Here is a 21550-nt window from a genome sequence, read left to right on the forward strand (position 1 = left end):
GGGGGGGGGCGGGGGAAACGGCCGGCGGCGGGGGGGCCGGAGGTGGGGCCCGGGGGGGGGGCGCGGGGGTAGGAGTGAAAGTACGGGTTGGAACGGTCTGGCGTTCCGGGCTTTGCTCTGGAGCAGCCCAGATAGCAGGGATGAGAGCAAGGGTCGTTATCAGGATAAGCGCTAAAATCCAGAGAACTTTTTCTCTCATTATTTCACCTCCCTGATTACACTGATATTACTTCCAAATCAACCAAACCTGACCGAGTTGTGGTCCTTTGCGCATCAGGCAAGCTGCAGCAAGGGATTGAAGCATTCAAAAGCTCAAGCCGGGAACCACACCTTGGAGCACAGTATCCTTCTATCTTTTCAAAGGTGCGCAATAACCCGGAGAAGCTTTGAATCGTTATTACGCTCCAGCTTTGGATCGATGAGGTCGGGGAAATCATGGCTTCCAGAGGATTTATAGGACACAAGTTTTATTGAACGATAAAATCCGCAAGAGCAAAGCCTGGTGGTTCAGCAATTGCAGCGGTTTTTTTGGTTTTCAGAAAACGTAACTTAAATTCCCGGTCGCGGTCCAGGCGAGTTTCAAAGACAAGGGTGGAGTCTTCTATGGCGGACGGAGAAGGGTCGGCAGCCAATAAAGTAAAGCTATCCCCCAGATGGATGCGCACCTGAAGCGAATGACCTACTGTCCCTGGCTGTTTCTGTATCCGTAATGTGTAGGCTCCCTCGTCACCACGCCAGGTTATAACTTTTTCCGGCAATTCCCAGGTAAAAGAACGGGTCTGGCTCGTGCCTGGAGGCAGGAGGACCAGAACAGCTAGGGAAAGCAATAGTGCCTCTTCTGCTGGCTTGACTGTGATTTCGCCAGATTCTGGCTCGCCCGACCAGATGGCTTCTCCCGGCACTGGAATTCGGGTGGCATCTATCAATTTGCTGCCCTGGGGTATGTAGATACGAAGATAACTCCAGAGGCAACGGTCCATCATCAGCTCATAGACGGGGTCGTAGCGAGACTCCGGAACGCAGGGGGTCCCTGTTGGAGCGGTATGGGTGTAAATAAGGGTCAACGTAGCACGCGGTGGCTGATGTCCGAAGTCTACCTCATATCTAATAGACTCCTGGACTTTTGCATTGGCCTTATTGTATCCAACATTGGCATCCACCACCATCAGGAAATCACCTACCCCTGGGCGAAGGGCACCATCCCAGTTTTGTTCGGCCAGAAGGGCCTGGGCCCGGGGGTCAGAGAAGTAGATTATAAGATGCTTTTCCTCCAGAAGCCGGAGAAGTGTCCGGGCCAGGGTCCGGCCATTTACAGAACCGCTCTGGAGGCGTTCCCAGGCAGCTCTGGCAAGCGCATCCATGAAGGACTTACGCTGTAGCCACCATTCGCCTGTCAGTTTTCCTTCTTCCGGCGCCCAAGCCTGGCGTATGTAAGGGATGACTGTTTCCCGAGTGACGGTCTCTCCTTCGACGGTCAGCGGGCCGATGGCGCCAACCAGTTCCCGCAAGGCGAATTGATCCAGTGCAATTATGCCGTTCACCTGAACAGGAACACCAGGTCTGTAAAGGGCAATGGCCTGACGCGCTGCGGTGGGGAAATCGGGCGACCAGTTGCTATCTCGGAAGACCCACAAGTCAATACCCATATACCGCCGGAGAGGTTCCGGGGGGTCAGGGTATGGAAGGGAGAAATCGTCTACTGCATAGCTATCACGGAAGACCATGCTGACCAGACGCCCGTTCTGCACCGACACCTGGCCCACACCGGTGATGAAACCACCTGTTGGGCGGAGTTCATCTTCGTTCTGGGCCAGGATGAGGTAGGTGCGGGGGCCGTCAAAGCCCAGAAGGTCGGGAGCTATAAGGGCAGCATTCAAGCCAGCCTTCAATAGAGGCAAAGCCCGGTTCAGAAGCGCAAGTCGGCGGGCCAGAGGAGGGGAAAGGTTTGTAAGGTCTACCTGTCCCCATGCTCCTATGGCTTGCTCTATTTCCCAGAGCGCGCCTTCCAACGAAGGCCGCGCAGCCGCCAGATGGGGCAGGATGAGCTCAATAGAGGAGATGCTAATATTTCCTTCCAGAAGGCCAAAAGCAGGGCCTAAAGCTTCGCAGGCCATGGCGCCTGCGCTGGTGAGGTGATCAGCAGTCGCCAGTAGATATGGGGTGTCACGCATGTCCTTGCCTATGCCAGGAAGCCAGCTCAGAGCTGGGGCAAGCCATGCTATCCAGCCAGCTTGTTTTGTTAGCACCTTCACATCACTGCGGAGATCGTGTACAAGGCTGCAGAGGATGGCAGGATCAGGCAAGTTTTTCCCGGCGTTTTCCATCAAAGTGTTTACTTCTCGCAAGTGAGTGCGCAGGGAAAGCGCAGCGCGGGCCACTTCTGTTGCCCAGACGAGGAGCAACAGAGTTCCCAGGATTATAAGAAAAAGAGAAAAACGCTTTTGTTTCATACTCACCCCCTCATGGAGCCTGAACAGCAATAACCGGGCGTTTCAGGTTTTTCAGGATTTCTTCCGGGTTTCCAGACAGATCAATTCCCAACTCTGCGCTCAGGAGCCGGCGATATGGGGCATGGCTCATAAGGTCCCAGTCCACGATCCAGACATCGGGACGCTTCCTCAGAGCATCGCGGACATACCAGAGGGCGAAAGTGGCTCCATCCTGAGCGGTGAGAAGGATGGCATCCGACGGAGCAGCATACAGGGTGTCCAGAGCCCAGGTTATGGCGGAGCAATCCCTGCTTATATCCATCTGATTCCAGAAAAGAACACCTTGAAGGGCTGGAAGAAGCAACAAACAAAAGGTGAGAGGAGAGTAGGGGATGCGCCGCCTGCACTTGCAGAGCAAATAATCCAGGCCGGCTCCCAGCCATAGGGCAACCAAGGGCAAAGCCGGGACTAGGTATACCAGAGAGTCCGCAGTGTTATAACCAATTGAATACAAACTGAGGGCGCCAAAAGCCAGAGCAGTGGCCAATGCCAGACACCGGTGGTAACGCCAGAGGTATCTCAAGCCCCAGAGGGCCATCAATGCGCCAACGGGGGTGAATTGTCGGGCCACCAAGCCAGCCCAAGCCAAAAACCTCCGGGGCCAGAGAACACCTGGAAGGCCAAAGATATAACCGTGATACAATTGACCACTCACGTAAGTCCACCATCCGGACAGATTGGAAAAATCAGCCCAGGGGGAAGGCCTTCTCCCCCACGCTAAAAGAACCGGTCCATACAAGAACCCAGCCACCACTAAAGCAGGGATTGTGGAATACAGAGCGGTGCGGATAAACGGTTCACGGTCTCTCCTCACCACCAGCGGAGCCAGGAAAAGGAGAGTAGGGTGGACACCAATGCCGATCCCCCACACAGCACCAGAAATCCAGGCCGGGGTCTGGTTGATAGCCTGAAAGAGGAGCACAGCTGAGAAAAAAGCGGCGGGTCCATAAACCTCGGTTATGAGTGCCTGAGACCAGAAAAGGGGTGCCAGCCCCAGAGAAAGGCTGGCGGTTACGGGAGCGATAACGGAAAAAGAAATCCGATGGACTGCGGCTGCTGTCAGTCCGGCGGCTCCGGCGGCAGAAAGCGCTGAAAGCAAATTCAAGCGCCAGGCAGGGTCACCCAAAGGCAGGCGCATGAAAGTTGCTCCAAGGAGCAAATAAGTGGGGAAACCAGGGGGATGGGGAAGACGCCTACAGGCGATAGCAGTTGCCAAATCGCCCCCGTCAGCACCCCAGTGAGCCCAAGTGATGGAATGAGGCATAGTAAAGAGGTAGATGGCTGTCAGAACTAAGGTGGGCACCAGTGCCCACCAAACAATAGGGGTAGCGAGTCCTTTCTTACTAAATTTAGCGGACAACTTGAGCGATGGCAGGCAAAGTAACAATTACCGTACCGAGCAAGACGGGCGCTCCGATCAGTCAGTGAGCCTAGCGGTATTCATTCCAGCTGATCGTTTGCTCCTCCAGCCCAGCGCTCAACCAGAAAGCAAAGGCTTCAACACTTCTTCGCCCCAAGCCCAACGCAGCTTAAGGGGTACTTCCAGGATACGTAGTAGCTTTATAACTTCAACCCTGACTTATGTCCAGCCGAAGCCTCTGGTAGACAGCGCTTCTCTGAAAATAGCCGTCGCTTGAAAAAACGGTGATAGGCCAGCCCCACCGCCAGTCCTGCACCCTGAAAGAGCCCTCGGAGAAGCGTCACCCACGGCCAGGCCAGTGCCACTGCTCGATCTCGCGTCCAGGCCCAGCGCACAAAAGGCAACGTCGTCCACAGAAAGGCCAGCAGGGCTACAGCCACTCCCAGCACCAGAGGACGCCAAAAGAGTCCGCCAACCAGGGAAAGCACCATCAGTGCTAAAAGGGCGAATTGTTTTTTCAATGCCGGGTCAGTGTGCGCATCTCCCTTTCGCTTTTCCGGATGCCACAGATAGAGCAGCCCTCGCCAGAATCCATAGCGAGCTTTCCGGGTCAGATATCCCCGGAGATTGGACGGATGTATGTGCCAGACCCGCGCATCAGGCACGAAGACCAACCGGTGTCCGGCCCGGGCCAGGCGAAAGGAGAAATCAATGTCTTCCACGGAAGGAATTGGAATATCATTAGCAAACCCGCCGTAACGGAGAAAGACCTCACGCCGATAGGCTGCTGCATAAGTGTCAATAAAATCAATGGACGAAAGCCGCGCCATGCGCTCGTAGCGGAACTCATACTCCAGTTGCGTCAAACGGGCCATCAGGGCCCGCTGCCGGGTGCGGTAGACGCCCTTGGCCCCCATCACTTCCGGGTCTACAAAGGGGGCCGTCATCCGCTCCAGCCAGTCGGGCCAGGGTTCACAGTCGGAATCGGTGAAGAGGATGATTTCCCCGCGCGCAATTTCTACCCCAGCGTTGCGGGCTGCGGCAGGGCCTTCGTGAGGAATGGTTAACACCCTATCTGCGCCAGCCTGGTGGGCAACGAGAGCTGTCTGGTCGGTGGAGCCATCGTCCACCACGATTATTTCATAAAGATTGCGGGGGATAGTCTGAGCGTTGAGAGCCCGGACACAATAGCCGATGGTTGCTTCCGCCTGGTAAGCTGGTACGATAACAGAATAACGAATGGAACTCACCTCGCACCTCTCAAACGACTTGGCCACAGAGCCAGCAGTGCAGCGCCAACGAGAGGCGGTCCCATCACCACCAGGTGGAGAACCACTCCAGCGGCTAAAGCCAGGTCGCGGGGAATCCCGAAAAAGGCCAGGGAAATCACACAGATGCCCTCAAAGAGACCCAATCGTCCTGGCACGGGAACAGTGCCACCGACCATGAGGGCAGCCAGGAGGAAAAGGGCAGCAGGGGCCGAAGGGATCCCGAAGGCGGCCAGGACGGTCCAGTTCACCATTGCACCCAGCCCCCAAGTGAGCACAGTCCACAGAAACGCCTGAGTAGAGACAGCGAAGCAGCGGAGTCCTTCCAGGCCATTGACCAGACGGTGTAAGACGGAGAGAAGCCTCCGATCCCATCCGGCAGGGAAACGGGCCATCAGGCGGCCGATCCAGTGGAAGATGGTTTCTTGCCAGTGCAGGCCAGCCCAGAGTGCTCCACCACCCACCGCCAAAGCCAGAGCGGTCCCCTCAGTAGAATGGGCGAACCAATCGGGGAGGGGGAGCCAGAAAAGAAGAGCAATCCCGCAGACAAGGAGGGCTAACAGATCCCAAACCTTTTCCACTGCGATGCTGCCCAGCGCTTCGGGGAAACCCGTTTGCTGCTCAGGGGCAATCCATGCGGCCCGCACTACATCGCCGCTCCGCATTGGAAGGGCCAGGTTTATCACCTGACCAACCAAAAGGGCAGTCATTGCGGGGCGTGTGGGAACGCGGGTATGCCAGAGAAGAGCCTGCCAGCGTCGGGTGCGGGTGAAAAATGTGCCAATAATACCGGCAACGCCCGCTGCAACCCAGCGGTAATCAGCCATCATGAACGCCCGTAACACTCCGGACCAGTCCAGATCGCGCACCAGTAGCCAGCAGGAAAGAGCCGCTACTGCCAACCCCAAAATCCAGCGGCCTAACCATCTCCAGTGAAGCTGGTTTTCAACCTTCATGTCCAATCACTCCGATTCGGCTCACTGCAGCCCCGGGGTCCGGAAAACCATGACTGCTAACTTTCCTTTTGCCGGAAATCCCAAAGCAGCAAGCTCAACCAGGCTAATGAAAGAACGAACCACAAAATCCTTTCCCACCACCGGGAAGCCCCCATAGCAAGCCCCAGGCAGAAGAGAGCCAAACCTAAATCCATAAAACGCCGAAACACGGAGCGGGTGAGAGTTTTCCGCAAGGGGATACGAAAAGTTTTAGCCTCGTAATTAGCCCAGCTCAGGGTAGCCAGGATAATGGCTAGCCCCACAATCCACAAACTCCCACCGATTATCGCTTTAACATCAATCACCTTTGGTCTCAACGCTCATTATTAAAAGCTTCCTTTTGCCTCGCCCTCTAATAACTCTTCCCTGACCTTACGCTTACGGCGTTTTCGGAAAAGCTTTTTCCACCAGGGTTTTTTCTCGGAGGAGTCGGAATAGTAGTAGTAATAGTAGTAACCCTTTGATGGAAGCTTAACCCTGTTAAGAACAGCGCCCAGGACTCTGAGGCCTCCCTGGCGAGCCCTCTCCACCGCTTCCACAAAGGCTGAGCGATCCGTTCGTCCCCATTCAGCCACCATAAGAAGGCCATCAGCATGTTTCCCCAGAAAGACTGTATCGGCACAGGCCAGAATGGGAGGGCTATCCAGGATTACAATATCAGCCATATCTCTCAGTTCCAAAATAAGCTCTCCCATCCGCTGAGAGGCCAGGATATCCGCCGGGTTAGGGGGCAATCGGCCTGAGGTGAGGACCAGAAGGTTCTTCCCCCAGGGCTTGAGGTATTTCTCCACAGGGGCCCTTGCGATCAGAGCCTCACTCAAGCCTGGGCTCTGAGTGAGTTCCAGGATCTGATGAACCTTTGGGCGACGCAGGTCCGCATCCACAAGGGCCACCTTCTTTCCTCCCTGGGCCATCGCTATCGCCAGGTTCAGAGCTACAGATGTTTTTCCTTCTTCAGGTCCGGGGCTTGTTACACATAAAGCCCCGACTGGTTTATCTACGCTCAGGAATTCCAGGTTGGCCCTGAGGACTCTGAAGGATTCAGCGGAATGTGAACGAGGGTGTTCCATGGGAATGTAGGTTTCCCTTTCCCCGCGGGGGTTGGATTCAAATTCGAAGATGCTTCCCAAAACGGGAAGTTTAGTTAGAGCCTCTATCTGCTCAGGGTTTTTAATGCTCGTGTCCAGGTATTCCAGGAGGAAGGCTACCATAATGGCCAGCATTCCTCCAAGGATTCCAGCCAGGACGGTATTCAGGAGCTTACGGGGTCTAACCGGCCTCTCGGGCACCTCAGCCCTCTCCACGATGGTTATCAGGTCGGTATACTGAGCTTCGGAAAGCTGAATTTCATAAAGGCTTGCCAGAAGGCGAGTGCGCATATCTCGCAAGCTTATCAGTTGCTGATCCAGATTTCTCGCATCCTCAGGGTCCTGAACCTTACCCCTCTGCTCACTAATCCTGGTTATATCTTCCTCTATTTTGGCAAGCTGGGCCTCTAAACTGGCCTTTAAAGTATTGAAACGCTCAGCCTGGCTCTTTGCCCTTTCCTCTACAAAGACTTGTGCCAGGGTATTAGCAGCATCCGCTGCAAGCTTGGGGTCAAGGCTTTCAACGCTCACCCGGATTAGCTGCGTATCCCTGACCGCCTGGACCGAGGGTTTAAATGGTAGCTCATTTTCAGGTATATCTGGGGGGAAACCGAGTCTGATGAGCACATTTTCCAGCACGGGCCTTGATTTGAGGATTTCGGCGTAAGTTCTGGCAATGCGTTCCCCCGCCAGAACGTCCTGGTACTGTAAAACGCCGGAAGAGCTCGCCCTCGGTTCCACCATTAAAGATACCTGAGCCCTGTATACGGGCTTTATAACTTTAACGCTTACAAGATAGGCAGCTGCGGCGGCGATAATGGTGCAAAGTGCAATAAGCCACAGCCAGCGCCTCAATACTCTTAAGTACTGACGGAGGTCAATTTCCTCCTCTGGAGCTAATGCTTTATTTTCAATTGCCTCCATGAATTCCCCCTCCTGAACGGCTTAATCATTCTTTTATGAACAAAGCGGGGTCGCCTAAAAGCGCGTAGCCCCATATAATGGGAGAACCCTTCTGTGCCTTCAAGGCTCTAAGCCATGCATCGCCTAGGCGCTTTTCCTGACTTAAAGCCTGATAGAAAGCCAGAGCGAGAGGTCTTTGCTCAACCAGAGCAGTTGCTCCGCTTGGACCTAAGAAAACTACTGCGCCGCGGCGGGAACGAAGCCATGCTTCAGCCATGGATTCCTGGGAGGGATGCACAAAGTGCGCGGCCAAACACCCCCACGCTGTCACTAAAATGGGCTCAATTACATCCTGAGCGTCTTCGGCTTTCAGTATACCCTCATCCCCAAAGCCTGTCAAACTGGCATGCCCAAAATACCCCAGCATTACCCTCTTTTTCCTGTTCAAAATCTCAAGAACTTCGGATCGTCCTGAGGCGAATTCCACATAGAACCCCGCCTCTTTAACCCCCTGCCCAATTTCTTCCGCCGCTCTCATAAATTCCGGTTCATCGTCGTATACCAGCAAAAGGTAAAAGGTCCCTCCCGACCTTTCCCAGTGGATGGTCTTATTTACCATGTAAGTCAGCTCATCCGGAGAAGCCGCTGGCAATCGCCCTACCGCCACTGAGGGCTCGCCATCTTTCATTCCCAGCAGGACATCAGCTGGAGTTTCTCCGATTTCACGGGTTCGGGTAAAGGGCGAAACGACAAGGAGCTTACCCAAGGAGCCATCGTAACCTTCGGGAACAGCTGTTCCGTCTCCAACAATTAGCAAATAGCGCAGAGAAGGGAGAGAGCTGATTAGACTGCGGATTGCTTCCGGGTCAGCCCTGCCCTCGCCGAAGGAGTCGTAAATGGCCCTGGGTTCAGCCAGGCCTACTTTGAGGCCCTGGCTTTTCCGAAGGTCCATCAGAGGAGCGAGAGTTTTGTGAAACTCCGGCGGAGCTATAACCAAATACTCAACATCCTTTAACCCATCAGGGTTCAGGGGAAATGCAGGCCTCGCTTCAATGGGGGTTATGGCCTGCTGGGGATCGCCTATCCAGTAGCGGTGGCCTGGCACTGTGGAAATCACACCGTCAGGAGGGATATGGCAGCCTCTGGCATCCAGAGGATCAGTCACGTCTATTGCATAAATTCCCGAAGTGTTCCCTTCCACCTTAAGGGCTTCGCCTTCAGCCAGCCATATCTCTCCTGAAGGCCTCACAATCCGCCTGTAGAGAATCTCCACGTAATCCACCCAAAGGACTGAGGCTTCGGTACCAGGAGGCAAAGAGGATTCCAGAGTCAGCTCATGTTCCGTGCTTTCGTCCTTTAGTTCTGCCCGAGCCTGAAATTGGTAGACGCCTGTTCCATCCCACTGCCACCTACCGATAAGGTTCCCATCCCATCGCATTTCCAGTTCGTGATCCGGTGTAGATGGGAAAGCGGTGTGACTCCAGATTTGCAGCGTAACGGTAAGAGGCCCTGGCAGGGCTTCCGTTAGGCTTACGGTAAAGGTCAGGGTTTCAGGGGCGTAAAGAGCATCCCAGAGCCAGGGAATCTCAAGTTCGGCCTGAGGCAGGTAACGTTTATCTTCCTCCAGATGGATGGAGCTCAAAGCTCCTCGGGAGAGTTCAACGGAGGGGGAGGGGCAAATCCCGTCAAGGTCTATCTGGGCCCCCTTCTTACCGGCCTCAAGCTTGAGGGCAGTGCGAGAGGAATAACGGGTAGGGTAATGCGGGGTGTAGAAGAAAACTCCCCAGCCGGCCGGTGTCCTCAAAAAGAGTAGAGGCACATTATTGCCTTCAAGGGAAAGGGAAAAAGCAGGCGGGGAGTCTCCTTCAGGATGAAGCCCTAAATCGGCCAGGAAATCTGGGCTAAGCCAATATCCGCCCTCCTTTTCTACTTCCAGAAACCATATTTGGGACTCAGGAAGGGCATTGGGCGAACATCCAACCGCTAACATTAGAAGAAGCAAAGCAATTTTCAGAAACCCTGTAAGCTTTAACCGCTTTTCCGGGCTTGCCTCAGGTAAAGAGCTCCAAGAAAGATCATAGCACATCCGAGAGAACCTCCGACGATGAGGAGAACCCACAGCTTCCAGGGAAAAGGTGAAGCGGGCCTGGGCGATTCAGGGGTGTAAGATGGAAAAGGTGTGCTTTCGGGCAGAGCCCTGAAGGTGGGCACGGGGGTGGGGGTAGATACAGGGCTTAATGGCCAGAGGGTAAAAGTGGGAAAAGGCCTTGGTGATGGCGTAAATGTGGAGGTTGGGGAAAGCGCAGAAAAAGGGATTAGCAAAGGTGTAGGAGTAAAAGTAGGGGCAAGCGGAGGAGTCGGTGAAGGGGTAAGTGAAGGGGTCAAAGTAGGAGTAGGTGAAGGCGTGGGAGTGGATGTCGGGGGAGGGGCTGGCGAAGGCGTAGGGGTAGGAGTTGGCGAAGGAACAAAAGTGGGGGATGGTCCGGGTGTTGGAGTTGGTACAGGTACAGTCACTGAAACGGGGCCGTAAAATTGGGAAGCTCCAGTGGTTTCTACGGCTTCAAGCCTGTAGAAATAAGTCTGGCCTGGCCCCACGGCGGTATCAACGAACTGGTAAATTGCGCCGACAATATCACCTACCGCCGGGATGAGGTCGGAAATGCGGGTATAATTTCCTCCTTCCTCGGTAGAACGCCACACGTAGAAGCCCAGCATATTAACTTCGCTGGCTGTTTCCCATTGCACAAGAACGCTCTGACCCTGGGGAGCAGCAGTAAAGGAGACCAGGGTGACAGCAGCACGCGCTAAAGCTGGCAACAGAAGGAGAAGTAAAATTACCGTGAGCAAACGCCACAGAGAGCGCAAAAGAGTGAGGATGCGACGTAAGCTTCGCCAAGCGAGCAGAAATAGAGGATAATAACGCAAAGGTGTCACCCGACCATTGCGCACTACACCCACTGCTCGGCCCAGTAAAGCTTCAGGGGGCCAGAGCGGATCAGAAGAATTGCACGCATCCCCCATAGTAATAAGCCACCCTTGGGGAGAAAACCGCAAAAAGCGGTGGAGAACAGCCCCATCGTCACTTTGGAGAAGAACCACATCGCCGGGGCGAAGCGTATCCAGTTTCGCTGGCTCCACTAATACCTCATCGCCAGGACGGAGGGCCGGGTACATGCTTCCTCCTCGCACCCGCACTCGCCACAGGCCTGTTCCCTCAATATCCCTAAATAATTCCCACCACTTAATTGTCAGTGCGCTTTTCCGTTGCGGTGTCTCCAAAACTTTGCCCTCGGAAGCTTTATCGTTTTATCAGTAATTTCGCATCACTAACGGAAGGTAAAGCCGATGTTCCTTTGAAACTATGTGGATGATAGCCTCAGCGGAAAGAGAACCCAGATGGGCTGTAACGGGCACTGCACCACTAAAATTCGGTGCAGTATAGATTCCCCATCCGTCCAGAATTCCCGCCCCTACTGTCCATGCAGGTGTTACGGGAAAAACCTGTCCGAAGCGGGTGGTGGCGCTAACCGTGAAGAGTGCGGCGAGGGAATGAGTGCTTCCCCCCGTCACGGTGACCGCTGAGGGAACTACTGTCATTTCCTTCCACCACGGAAGCCACAGGGCCGGATCGCCCAGGAGAACGTATGTGCGAGCCAGGTGGGTGCGGGACGCACGTCGCCCAGCCTGAGTTAGGGGGCCCAGTTGGAAATTCCCTTCCTGAAACATAGCCTTGAACATCGCTTGAGCGATGAGGGCCTCATCGTCCACCCCTCCCAGTCCGGCTGGCCCGAAAACAGCAATGGCCCCCCGGTTTGTAAGCACGGTAGTAGCCCACTCACCAATGGAACGGGTATCAGGAAAGCCTGGGTATTTTGGCGGAAACATCCAGTAGCCATCCCAGCAATCCAGAGAAATCAGGAAAGGAAGGCCCGTTGTACCGGTCAATGTGCTCAACTGAGTGTTGAAGATAAGAGGCTCATGAGCCCAGCGGTTCACCGCCGCATGGCCGACATAGGTAAGCAGCGATGCACCTTCGCTCCACGTGGTGGTCAGAGCCAAAGTGGCCGAGGGACAAGAGCGAGGGGGATTTACCGGTTCCTCACAATAATCGTTCAGGTAGATAGTTCGGGTCTCCGCTCCAGTCGGGACCATCCCGGCCAGATGCTGCGCTACAGCCCGGAAATCTCCTGCCTGATCTGGAACATTGTCGGCGACGAAGAGCATGCGGGTCTGCCAGCTCGCCTCTGGCTGGACCTCATATGCCAGGATCTTAGCCACTGCCCCTTTCACCTCTTCCACTGAACCAGCGGGAATGCGTCCAACAGCCAGCTCAGGGAAACCATCGCCATCTACATCCCCGTAACGGCTGTCCACCGGAACTTCCCCTTGCCAGGGGTCGGCAAACTCCAGGTAAGGGGGAATCCATACAGGAGTTGGCTCACCGTAAGTGGTGGGATTGTAGCCTTTGAAATTGAAATGCCCGTCACCGATCAGGAGAAGCATGGATGGAGGGCGACCGGGCCAGTTTCTGTAAGCGTGGGCCACGAAAGAGCGGATAGCCTCAGGGTGGAAGATCCCGTCGTTGAAGAGGTTATAGAGATCCTCTACAGCCACCACCCGGACTCGCAGCCCCTGGGCCCGGCGATGTTCGGCCAAAGGGTGGATAGCCGTGATAAAAGCTGAAGGTGCAATGATAATTTCGTCAGCGCCATCAGGTGGTGAGAGTATATCCCTTGGAGGGCAATAGGGGATAAGGGCTGGCACATCCCGAACGACGGTTTTCGCTAAAGCCAGGTAGGTCGTTCTGCTTAAGGTGTTGTCTGTAAAAGTCAGCGCCCAGGAACTTCCGGATGGAATGGCAGTCGCACCTTCCAGCCGGATGGGTCTCAGTGGATTGGTGATGTCGTAGAGGCGAATGGCAGAAGTGGAAAATCCGGTGATGGTGATGGCAACAGGGCCGGAGAGAGGCAGGGCCATTCGAAGGGAACCGTCCTCAGCCTCAAGCTGGCGCCGGTATTCTACCTCAATCCAGTTGAGGTATACCCCCTGTGGGCCGCCATCGGTGAAGACTTCCATTACCAGCAAATTTGTTCCATCTCTTAGTAGAGTGGATGGGAACGGAAACTTCCCCACCCACCCAACTTTCCCCCATTCGGTGGTCTCTCCGACAGGTGTGCCATTAAGGGCAAAGGAAATGCGGTGAAAGTTCTCGCTCCGACCAGCCAGTTCCACTCGCAGGGTGGCGGTATATGCCCCCTGAGCTAAAGCTGTTAAAGTGAGAGAATAAGTTCGTGTAACCGGACGGTTAGCAACGATGTAGTCCCAGAACCAGGTGTCGTCGGTGCGGGGCATCGTGGACCAGCGGGCCCAGTAGATATTGTTCTGCTCGAAGCGGCGAGTGGCGGTATACCAGGTAATTGGCGTGGCGGGGGTACCGGGCGTGACGGAACGGCTTTCCATCCGCAGGCCGGCCGTGGGGCTTACCACCAGCCAGTAAACGTTCTCATCGGTATATTTCTCATCCTGGACAGTGCCGTAGAACTTTTGGCCGTAGAATACGAGGGCGTTTCCAGTGCGATCTTCCTCCATTGCTACTTCCTGCCCTCGCCAGAAGAGGTGAAGGGAAGAGAGATCACTCGTTGGCACCCTAGCGGCAGCCAGAGTTTCAAAGGTAATACGATACAGACCATCGGCAGTGACTGTAATGCGCCAGGAGGGACACGGGAGAGGTCGAGGGGGATGCGGTTCTTCCAGATTAAAGGGAAACAAAGAGGCAGGCGCTAAAGGCAATGGTCCAGGTTCGGAAGGGACAAAGAAAGGGTCAAGAAGAGGCGGGGGCGGTGAGGCTGAGATATTCCACACCAGAAAGAACGCTACCGCCCCCGCTGAAATAAAACTAAGCAGTAAAATCCGGAGCCGTTCCAGGCCTGGTGGTGACCGCAAAGCCTCTGGAGCTTCTCGGTCCTGAGGCTTTACCAATCCCATGGGAAAGGAAACCTGATACCGGCTGGGCTTCCGGCCTGGACCTCAAGCTCACCTTCGTAAATGATTTCAGGCGTCTGGTAATCCATCTCGCACCTCCCATTATTGGCCCTTAAGATGGCGGAAGAGAACGAATCCAGCCACAGTCATCACAGCCGCTGCGAATGCCAGAATCAGGGGATTGGGCCCTCCTGCAGCCCTTAGCTGCGAAAGGACCACCCGGGTTGGGCCTCCAGTGCCAGCATCGATTAATTCATTGCATGTATATTTATTTGACCCAATTTTGGTAACCCAAGCCCTCAATGGGCTCCCTGACTCGAGGCGGGCCTCAGCTGACCAGAGCTGGCCAGATGCACCATCATCCAGCGGCATTTCAAAGTAACCGCTCCCATCCACAGGGGCAGTGGTATAGGAGTTACCATAGGCATCGTAGAGCTCCACATAATCAGCGCCGTAGGCCGGGTCGCCAGATTCGGGGTCGTTATCATTCCAGTTGAGGTACCAGTCATAACATTTTGCTATTTTGGAGGAAAATATCAGAGAACCAGAGGTTGCTCCGATTTCGTAATGGACGGTGTAAGTAATAAGGGTCTCATAAGGGACATCACCGGTAACCTGTCCGATGACCATTACGAAGAAGACGTCGGCATTAATATCTACGGGGTCCAGATCTGGCGGGCGAGTGGGGGATTCGTCCAGCCAGCAAGAGCCAGAGCCACCCTGACAGGTTTCACGAGGCAAACTTTTCCCGGCACCGGGGTCAAAACGGTCGTAAGTGCGCACGGTATTACCTTTTTGATCGTCAGTCAGCCAGAAGTATGCCTTCTGGCTTTTGTAACCAGGGAGCCTCAGAATTACAGCGAAAGGAGCATTGGTTTCATTGGGGTTATTAAGGCGATATGCGGGCCCATTATCTTGGCCTGGATCATTGTAAGGCACTGCATTGGCCACGTTACGGGGGTAAGTAACGAGAGATACACCTGTGCTATAGGTTAAAGAGGGGCTTAGCAGTGCAACCATGATAAACAAAGTTGTTGCGCGTATAAGCCATTTTCGCATGATTAACCTCCCTTTGGTCTCTGCTTTACTGCTCTCCAGAGGATGAGGAAAGCTATAAACATCCCTGCCATTAAAGGTCCAAACCAGAAAGGCTCAGAGAGAGCGAAGAAAGAGGTTACAAAAGTGGCGGTGGGGTTACCTCCCTGGGCTACATTGATGCAATTGTAAGGAGAAGCGTTGAGCTTATGGTAATACCATTGGCCCTGGATGTTAGCGATGGACTGGCCTTCAGCTTCAGAGGTAAGATTCGTATCCAGGCCACTTCCACCAGGCACATAACTCAAGCCGGCACAAATAGTAGGGGGCGGAGAGCCCCAGGAGATGCAATCCACGTTTCTATTGTCGGGGGTCCTTAAGATTACCCAATCGGTCTCATTGGCCAGGCCATTTCCTATCCTACCACCTAAGAATATAGTGCGGGAAGGATCTACTGTGGGGCTGAGGGGCGATGTGTAATAATTGAATTCTGCCTGAAGGTAGGTCTGCGAGTAAGCGATAAGCCAGCACCCACCTGGGGGGATCTCACAGGAGTTGTTCGGGCACATGGTGTAAGTTATGAGGTTGGACCGGTTGTTATCGGTGATGATCCAGTTGACCAGATTGATGGTTACAGCTCCCTTGTTATAAATTTCCAGCCATTCACCACAATTAAGGGGGTTAGTCTCGGTTATGGCGTTGAACATCACCTCACTGATCACGATGTCCGCAGGGTTGCCTTCACCCTGGGCAAGGGCAGCGTTCAGGGCCAGAATCAGAAAGCTGGCTACGGCTGGAATTAAAGCTAAAAGCAAAATTTTACGATGGCTCATCCTGCGCCTCCTTGCGGATAATGGCGGTACGCTCCAGGAGTTTTTTGGCGAAAGCCAGCACATCCTGCTGTGCTCGCTCAAGCGGTATACCGTATTGTTCGCTCAGTGCAGCGGCTATTTCCCCCAGGGTCCGGCTACCATCCATCATCTGGAAGACTTGAGCTCCAGTCTTATTCAGAACAATGAAACGCCCCTGCCCGGGCAAAACCACTACAAGCTCATCCTTAACTTGATGACAAAGGATTCCAGGAGCGGGGCTCAGTATTTCCTCCAAACTCAACATCTATGACCTCCCAGAAAGCAACGCTTTTACGGAAATACAGGGCAAAAGCCGGCACTGAGCTGAGTATCTCCTCCCAGCGAGCAAAAAGCTCCGGCAACCGGGAAGGGTCAGCATTGATTACGGGAGAGGAAGCCACAGCCTCGCCCAGGGCTACTCCGGAAGATAGGGGCACAAGCTGATCCTCTTCAGCTTTGACCAAGCGTATCAGAGCACACAGAGGAGACGAGAGCTTATTCCCCCGGTGCAGGCTGAAAGGAGTAGCCCATGCCTCCCAGCCCTGAGAGGAGCAACGCAGAAGCAAAAGGTCATCGCTCAGGACTTCTTTCCCTTCTGAAAGGCGGACTAGGGTAGTTTTACCGCTGCCCGAAGGGCCGAAGAAAGCCAGAGCTTGCCCCCGATGTATTACACCCGCTGCATGGAATAGGATCCCCCCACTTTCAAAAGCGCTCAGAGCAAAAGTTACGCGCAGGAAATAGGCGATATCTCCTAGAAAAGCTTGAGGGTGCGCCCTCAGCCTGGCTCGCCTTTCATGAGAGATGATTTCCCCGGCAAAGCCCACAGCTTTTAGAAAACATCCGTTATCTGTAAAGGATGGCAGGACCGTGAAAAGAGGTGCTTCAGGTATAAGGAGGCCTTCGTCCGCTTCCAGAGAGACTGTCCAGCTGGAAGAATTACCGGTCCAACGCTTCCAGGCCTGTTTGAAAGGCTCTACCCAGCAAGCCGGCCCTTCTATAGCGAGGGAAATGCCTCCTACTTCCAGAACCCATTTCACGGAGGAGCAACCTTAGTTTGAATTAATATCATTATACTCCAAATAAAACCGCCCGTCAATAATCCTGTTGCTAATGCCCCAGCCCAGCCGATACCAGCTCGCCCTTTCACTATTTCGGGGTATCTTCTACGATTACCATCGCGCTCAAGCTCTTCAAGCTGGTAGAAATAAACCTGCCCCCAGGTAACCTTTCGGTCTTCGTAGCGGTAAGATGCCCCGGTCAATGGGTCACCCCGGGAAGGAACGGGGGTTGCATCAATCAGAACAAAAGGGCCATCTGGGGAATGTGCCCGATAGAGGAAAAAACCCACGGTATCTATTTCGCTTGCTGTCTCCCAGGTAATGATAACGCGAGGGGGCCAGAGAAGCCGTGCCAGGATAATCCCAATCACAAACCCCAAGAAGGTAAAAAAGCAGCGCTTTATTTTCCCCACAACAAATGCACCCCCTCCCGCATTACGTCAAACCACCTGTAAACGTAGAATAATGGCCATATCCAGGGTGGCTTAGGCTGGTAACGCCAGCGGACAAAGGCAGGCGAAGGCAAGAGAATAGCCCTAAGCAGGCTGAATCTGCCATGCCAGTCCAGAGTCTTAAATGTATCCCAGACCATCACCCCTTTCCGATGGGGAAAAGCCTTACGTTCAAGAAGTTTAATGGTGGCTTCGTCCCTATCCTTTTCCAACAGGCGCAGAACCTCTTCAGGGAATCGGGTGCCAAATAGCTGAGAACACCTTTCAAAGGCTCGTGCCACTGCATCTGCCCAGTGGAAAGATGCGGCTTGCCCAACTAATTCCCCCCAGTTTATACGTCTCCCTTCCCTTTCCACCAGCAAATGGATGTCGTAAAGCCACTTGGGATCAAGCTTTGCTTCGCCGTGGCAAAACGTGGCATGGACAGCCAGATATAAAAGGTGAGCCGTCGGATCCAGCGTTTGCAGTGAAGTGGGAAAAGGCAGAGGCAATGGTTCGGTATGAGCCCAGAACCAAGCCATATCCGGGGCATAAAGGCTATGCTTGCCTGCTGCAAGGCTCCAGTGGAGTTCTAAGGTTAACGGTATACCTTCCCTCACAAAGCTAAAATGGGTCTCCACATTTCTTCTGTGGTTGGGAACTATTTCCGGGTTCAGTTCTTTGTAGCCCAAAGCTTTGAGGCGAGCAGCAGCCTCTTCCAGACGTTCTTCAGGCACAAGAAGGTCTATATCGCTCAGGGGGCGGAGGGCCAGGTCAGGGTAAAGGGTGAAGGCAAAGGCTCCACCCTTCAGGACCACAACTGGGATAGAGGGAGGTTGGGAGAAAACTTGGTCCAGTTTCTTTAATTCTTCCAGGATTATGGAGTTAACCGCCGCCGTAATCCAGGCAGGTTTTCTATCCATTAGGGACAATCATCGGTGGCAACCCGCTGCAACGCCGCCACCAACCCCAGGGCGTACCAGAAAACCACTGCAGGCTTGGAGCCCAGGGCCAGGGCATCAGTGAGGCCGTAGGCGTGTAAAGCCACAAGGCCTCCTGCCAGGCCCAGGGCGAGAGCTCTATACCGCCCCCCTTTTCGAGCCACTTTCCAGCATATGGCCAACGTAATCCCCAGGATTGCCAAGTACGCCACCAGCCCTGGAATCCCCATATCCAGCGCGGTCTGGAGGAAGATATTGTGGGCATGAGCGATGTCTGTATCTGGCGGGACGGTAAACAGCGGGTAGAGGACCGGCACGATCCGACGGAAAGCGCCCAGTCCACAGCCGGTAAAGGGAAAATCCTGGATAGCGTAGAGGGCCCGACTCCAGATTTCCACCCGGCCCTCCAGAGAGATGCTCCCCACCACTTCCTCTACCGGGCTACCTATCTCCTTCCCGAAGAGGCTTTCCCCCAACCTTTGAGGACCGAGATAGATGATGGTCCCCGCCACGGCCAGGACCGTCAGAAGAGGCAAGGCAGCCCCCGTCCAGCGGGCCCAGCGGCGCCGGGCGGTGAGGCCAGCCAGAGATAAGAGGGCCAGAATCCCTGCTGCCCCGCCGATCCAGCCGCTTCGGGACTGGGTGAGGAGCAAGGTTCCAGTCACCAGCGTCAGGAGGAGTAGGCTTCCGATCAACCCAAGGAGAGGGCCGACGATGGCTTGACGAGAGAATCGCTGGCCGAAGACCAGAGCCAGGGCTAAGGGGATGTATAGCATCAATGCGCCAGCCAGCTGATTGGGGTTCACCGCATCAGCCTGGGATTCTGGCAGGTTCTGGATCAACCGGGGAATACGCTGGCTCAGTTCATATAAGGGTCCGACTTTGACCGACCAGGCCGCTCCCAGCACGCCAGCGACCAGAATGCCCAGCCCTACCAGGCAAAGCAGAAACACCGCCGGGCTTAGGACGCGGGGGAAATGGACAGCGAAAGCCACCGCCCGAAATACAGCCAGTCCCAGAACTAATCCGACAGCTTTGGGCAGAGTCAACTCTGGAACAGGAGAGGTCCAGATTCCTACCGGGAGCATTAAAGCAAAGAGCAACAGCGCGCCGTTGAAGGGGGTCACCGGCCAGGGCTCCCGCCGCAGAGCCCAGCGCAGAAGCCACCAGAAAGCCAACAATGTCAGCATTGCTGCTGTCCAACGGGGACGGACGGTGGGGAAAATTAAAAAGGGTGCTGCTGCACCCACTACCAGCCACTCTATACCCAATAGCTTACAAACTATACCCTTCACTGCCGCCCTTTTTCACCCCTTTCTTGACCTTCCAAGCATGCAGTGAAAAGCCCTTTCAGAGCCAAAGCTCCACACCTCCGGCCAGCATTTTTTCCCAGATATGGGAAACTTTTTGAAATTCGCTTTCACTGAGCACATGGGGTTGTAGGCCATAAAGGCGCAGAGTTTTAACTGTAAAAGCAAAGGCATCACCCCTCGGTGGATCAGCATAGACTACCAGTAGGTCAATGTCACTAAAAGCGGTGTAATTCCCTCTGGCATATGAACCAAAGAGAACAACTTTCCTGAGCGGTAGCTTTTCATTGAGAGCAGGGAGGCGCTGCCTCAAGAGCTCTATAACCTCTTCCCTGCTATAGCGAGGGGAGAATATTTTCACAGAAAGAGAGGATTTGCTCAGCATAACCTATTAGCCTTTGCGCTTCAGCCTTTGTATAAAGGCGCCGTGGTGCCCCCCAGGGATGAGCATTGGGGTAACGGGTTGGTATGTAAGCTTTATCCAGTTCCAGGGCTTTTTCATAAAGATCTGGGGGCACAAATATCTCTTTACTTAACTCCTCCAGCAAAGCGGCGACAGCATGCCCCCATGCTTCTTTCCTGAGCTTCTGAAACACAGCCTTAACTGCTTTTTCGGCAGCCTGCTGAGCAGCAAAACAGGCCCAATCGTAGAACCCACCTCCCATAGCGCTTTTGGCGAGGGCTATATCCCCTTGGGCTTGGTCTAACCAATCAGCACTCCTTTCCATACTGACCTCAAGCTCTTAAGCGCTTGGACAAAATACCTTCTAAGCCCCTGCCTATATTTTAAAGCCAAATTCAGCCTGCGTTATAATACCACCTTTCGCCTATAAGCTGCAAAGACATTACGCCCTTCCCCGCAGGGTCAGGGTGTCCAGGACCGTCTTGAGCAAAATCACCAGGTCCAGCCAGAGCGACCAGTGCTTGATGTAGTAAAGATCGTATTGCAATTTGATAACGGTGTCCTCTTTGGAAGAGGCGTAGCCGTATTTCACCAACGCCCATCCGGCCATTCCGGGCTTGACGGCGTGGCGCACCCGGTAGAAGGGAATCTCCCGGGCCAGTTCCTCCACGAATTCCGGCCGCTCCGGCCGGGGACCCACCGCACTCATCTCCCCCCTGAGGATATTGAGGAACTGCGGGAACTCATCTATATGGGTCTTGCGGAGGATACGACCCACCCGGGTTACCCGGGGATCGTTCTTCTGGGCCCACACCGCCTGCCCCTTCTCCGCATCGGGGACCATCGTGCGGAACTTGTAGGCCCGGAAAACGCGCCCGCCCTGTCCCACCCGCTCCTGGACGTAGAAGATGGGGCCTGGCGAGTCTATGTAGATGGCCAGGGCAATGAAGGGGAACGCCAGCGCCAAAAAAACCAGGCCCAGAGTGGCGCCCACGATGTCCAGAGCCCTTTTCACAATCTGGTTGAACGGACGGATCAGGGGGTGGTGGATGGGCATCGCCACATACCAGTTGCTCCCCACATGTTCAATGGGCACCCGGCCAGTCAGTTGCTCGTAGAGCACCGGCATGGGCACAATTTCCACCCCCAGTTCCAGGCAGTCCATCAGGACCTGCAGGAGTTCGCCGTTGACTTCGTGGGTGATGGCCAGGATAAGAGTATCAATGCAATGCTGGCGGATGAGGGTGGGGAGGGAATGACGGTTCCCCAACACGGAAAGCGTGAAGCGTGAGACGTGAAGCGTGAAGTCCTGCTTCGCTGGGTCGTCGTCCACAAAGCCTATAATCTGATAGGAGCCATCGCCATACTCGGCCAGCGCCTCGGCGATGGTGCGGCCCGCCCAGCCTGCGCCGATGATGAGCGCGCGGCGCTGAAGG

The 21550-nt window shown here is 54.6% G+C and carries 20 protein-coding genes; all 20 read right to left on the reverse strand.

Going from position 1 to position 21550, the window contains the following annotated elements:
• Nucleotides 1-199: hypothetical protein (locus tag NZ653_08055; protein ID MCS7287070.1), on the reverse strand; the 199-nt coding region annotated here is incomplete at its 3' end.
• 268 nt (nt 200-467) lie between these two features.
• Nucleotides 468-2450, reverse strand: coding sequence for a DUF4012 domain-containing protein (locus NZ653_08060; GenBank protein ID MCS7287071.1), 1983 nt, complete (start codon nt 2448-2450; stop codon nt 468-470).
• 10 nt (nt 2451-2460) lie between these two features.
• On the reverse strand, nt 2461-3792 hold the full coding sequence (locus NZ653_08065; GenBank protein MCS7287072.1) for a DUF2723 domain-containing protein: 1332 nt from the start codon (nt 3790-3792) through the stop codon (nt 2461-2463).
• 257 nt (nt 3793-4049) lie between these two features.
• Nucleotides 4050-5099: a glycosyltransferase gene (locus NZ653_08070; GenBank protein MCS7287073.1), complete on the reverse strand. Its 1050-nt coding sequence runs from the start codon at nt 5097-5099 to the stop codon at nt 4050-4052.
• A complete protein-coding gene (locus tag NZ653_08075; protein ID MCS7287074.1) occupies nt 5096-6073 on the reverse strand; it encodes a flippase-like domain-containing protein in 978 nt (325 codons plus the stop codon). The genes NZ653_08070 and NZ653_08075 overlap by 4 nt, the downstream gene beginning before the upstream one ends.
• 56 nt (nt 6074-6129) lie before the next feature.
• A complete protein-coding gene (locus tag NZ653_08080) occupies nt 6130-6417 on the reverse strand; it encodes a hypothetical protein (GenBank protein MCS7287075.1) in 288 nt (95 codons plus the stop codon).
• A gap of 21 nt (nt 6418-6438) precedes the next feature.
• A complete protein-coding gene (locus NZ653_08085; GenBank protein ID MCS7287076.1) occupies nt 6439-8124 on the reverse strand; it encodes a polysaccharide biosynthesis tyrosine autokinase in 1686 nt (561 codons plus the stop codon).
• 25 nt (nt 8125-8149) lie between these two features.
• Nucleotides 8150-10189 (reverse strand): C25 family cysteine peptidase, encoded by a 2040-nt coding sequence (locus tag NZ653_08090; GenBank protein ID MCS7287077.1) that lies wholly within the window; start codon nt 10187-10189, stop codon nt 8150-8152.
• Nucleotides 10132-11298 (reverse strand): hypothetical protein, encoded by a 1167-nt coding sequence (locus NZ653_08095; GenBank protein ID MCS7287078.1) that lies wholly within the window; start codon nt 11296-11298, stop codon nt 10132-10134. Before NZ653_08095 ends, NZ653_08090 begins: the two co-directional genes overlap by 58 nt.
• Nucleotides 11299-11412: 114 nt before the next feature.
• Nucleotides 11413-13872: a C25 family cysteine peptidase gene (locus NZ653_08100; protein MCS7287079.1), complete on the reverse strand. Its 2460-nt coding sequence runs from the start codon at nt 13870-13872 to the stop codon at nt 11413-11415.
• A gap of 315 nt (nt 13873-14187) precedes the next feature.
• A complete protein-coding gene (locus NZ653_08105) occupies nt 14188-15144 on the reverse strand; it encodes a hypothetical protein (GenBank protein ID MCS7287080.1) in 957 nt (318 codons plus the stop codon).
• A 2-nt stretch (nt 15145-15146) separates the two neighbouring features.
• Complete coding sequence (locus tag NZ653_08110; protein ID MCS7287081.1) at nt 15147-15953, reverse strand: lamin tail domain-containing protein; 807 nt, start codon at nt 15951-15953, stop codon at nt 15147-15149.
• Nucleotides 15940-16236 (reverse strand): PqqD family protein, encoded by a 297-nt coding sequence (locus NZ653_08115; GenBank protein MCS7287082.1) that lies wholly within the window; start codon nt 16234-16236, stop codon nt 15940-15942. Before NZ653_08115 ends, NZ653_08110 begins: the two co-directional genes overlap by 14 nt.
• The gene (locus NZ653_08120; protein MCS7287083.1) at nt 16178-17008 is read right to left on the reverse strand and encodes a hypothetical protein; all 831 of its coding nucleotides are present in this window, start codon (nt 17006-17008) and stop codon (nt 16178-16180) included. Before NZ653_08120 ends, NZ653_08115 begins: the two co-directional genes overlap by 59 nt.
• On the reverse strand, nt 17005-17442 hold the full coding sequence (locus NZ653_08125; protein ID MCS7287084.1) for a hypothetical protein: 438 nt from the start codon (nt 17440-17442) through the stop codon (nt 17005-17007). Before NZ653_08125 ends, NZ653_08120 begins: the two co-directional genes overlap by 4 nt.
• Nucleotides 17430-18383, reverse strand: a complete 954-nt coding sequence (locus NZ653_08130) for a nucleotidyltransferase family protein (protein MCS7287085.1) — start codon at nt 18381-18383, stop codon at nt 17430-17432. Before NZ653_08130 ends, NZ653_08125 begins: the two co-directional genes overlap by 13 nt.
• A complete protein-coding gene (locus NZ653_08135) occupies nt 18383-19672 on the reverse strand; it encodes an O-antigen ligase family protein (GenBank protein ID MCS7287086.1) in 1290 nt (429 codons plus the stop codon). Before NZ653_08135 ends, NZ653_08130 begins: the two co-directional genes overlap by 1 nt.
• A 79-nt stretch (nt 19673-19751) precedes the next feature.
• Nucleotides 19752-20072, reverse strand: coding sequence for a nucleotidyltransferase domain-containing protein (locus NZ653_08140; protein MCS7287087.1), 321 nt, complete (start codon nt 20070-20072; stop codon nt 19752-19754).
• Nucleotides 20047-20439 carry a HEPN domain-containing protein gene (locus NZ653_08145; protein ID MCS7287088.1) on the reverse strand — a complete coding sequence of 131 codons (393 nt, stop codon included), beginning with the start codon at nt 20437-20439 and terminating at the stop codon, nt 20047-20049. The genes NZ653_08140 and NZ653_08145 overlap by 26 nt, the downstream gene beginning before the upstream one ends.
• Before the next feature lie 117 nt (nt 20440-20556).
• On the reverse strand, nt 20557-21550 hold a 994-nt coding region (locus NZ653_08150; protein ID MCS7287089.1), incomplete at its 5' end, for a sugar transferase.

The sequence above is a fragment of the Anaerolineae bacterium genome, from assembly GCA_025062375.1.
In the GTDB taxonomy this organism is placed as follows: Bacteria; Chloroflexota; Anaerolineae; order SpSt-600; family SpSt-600; genus SpSt-600.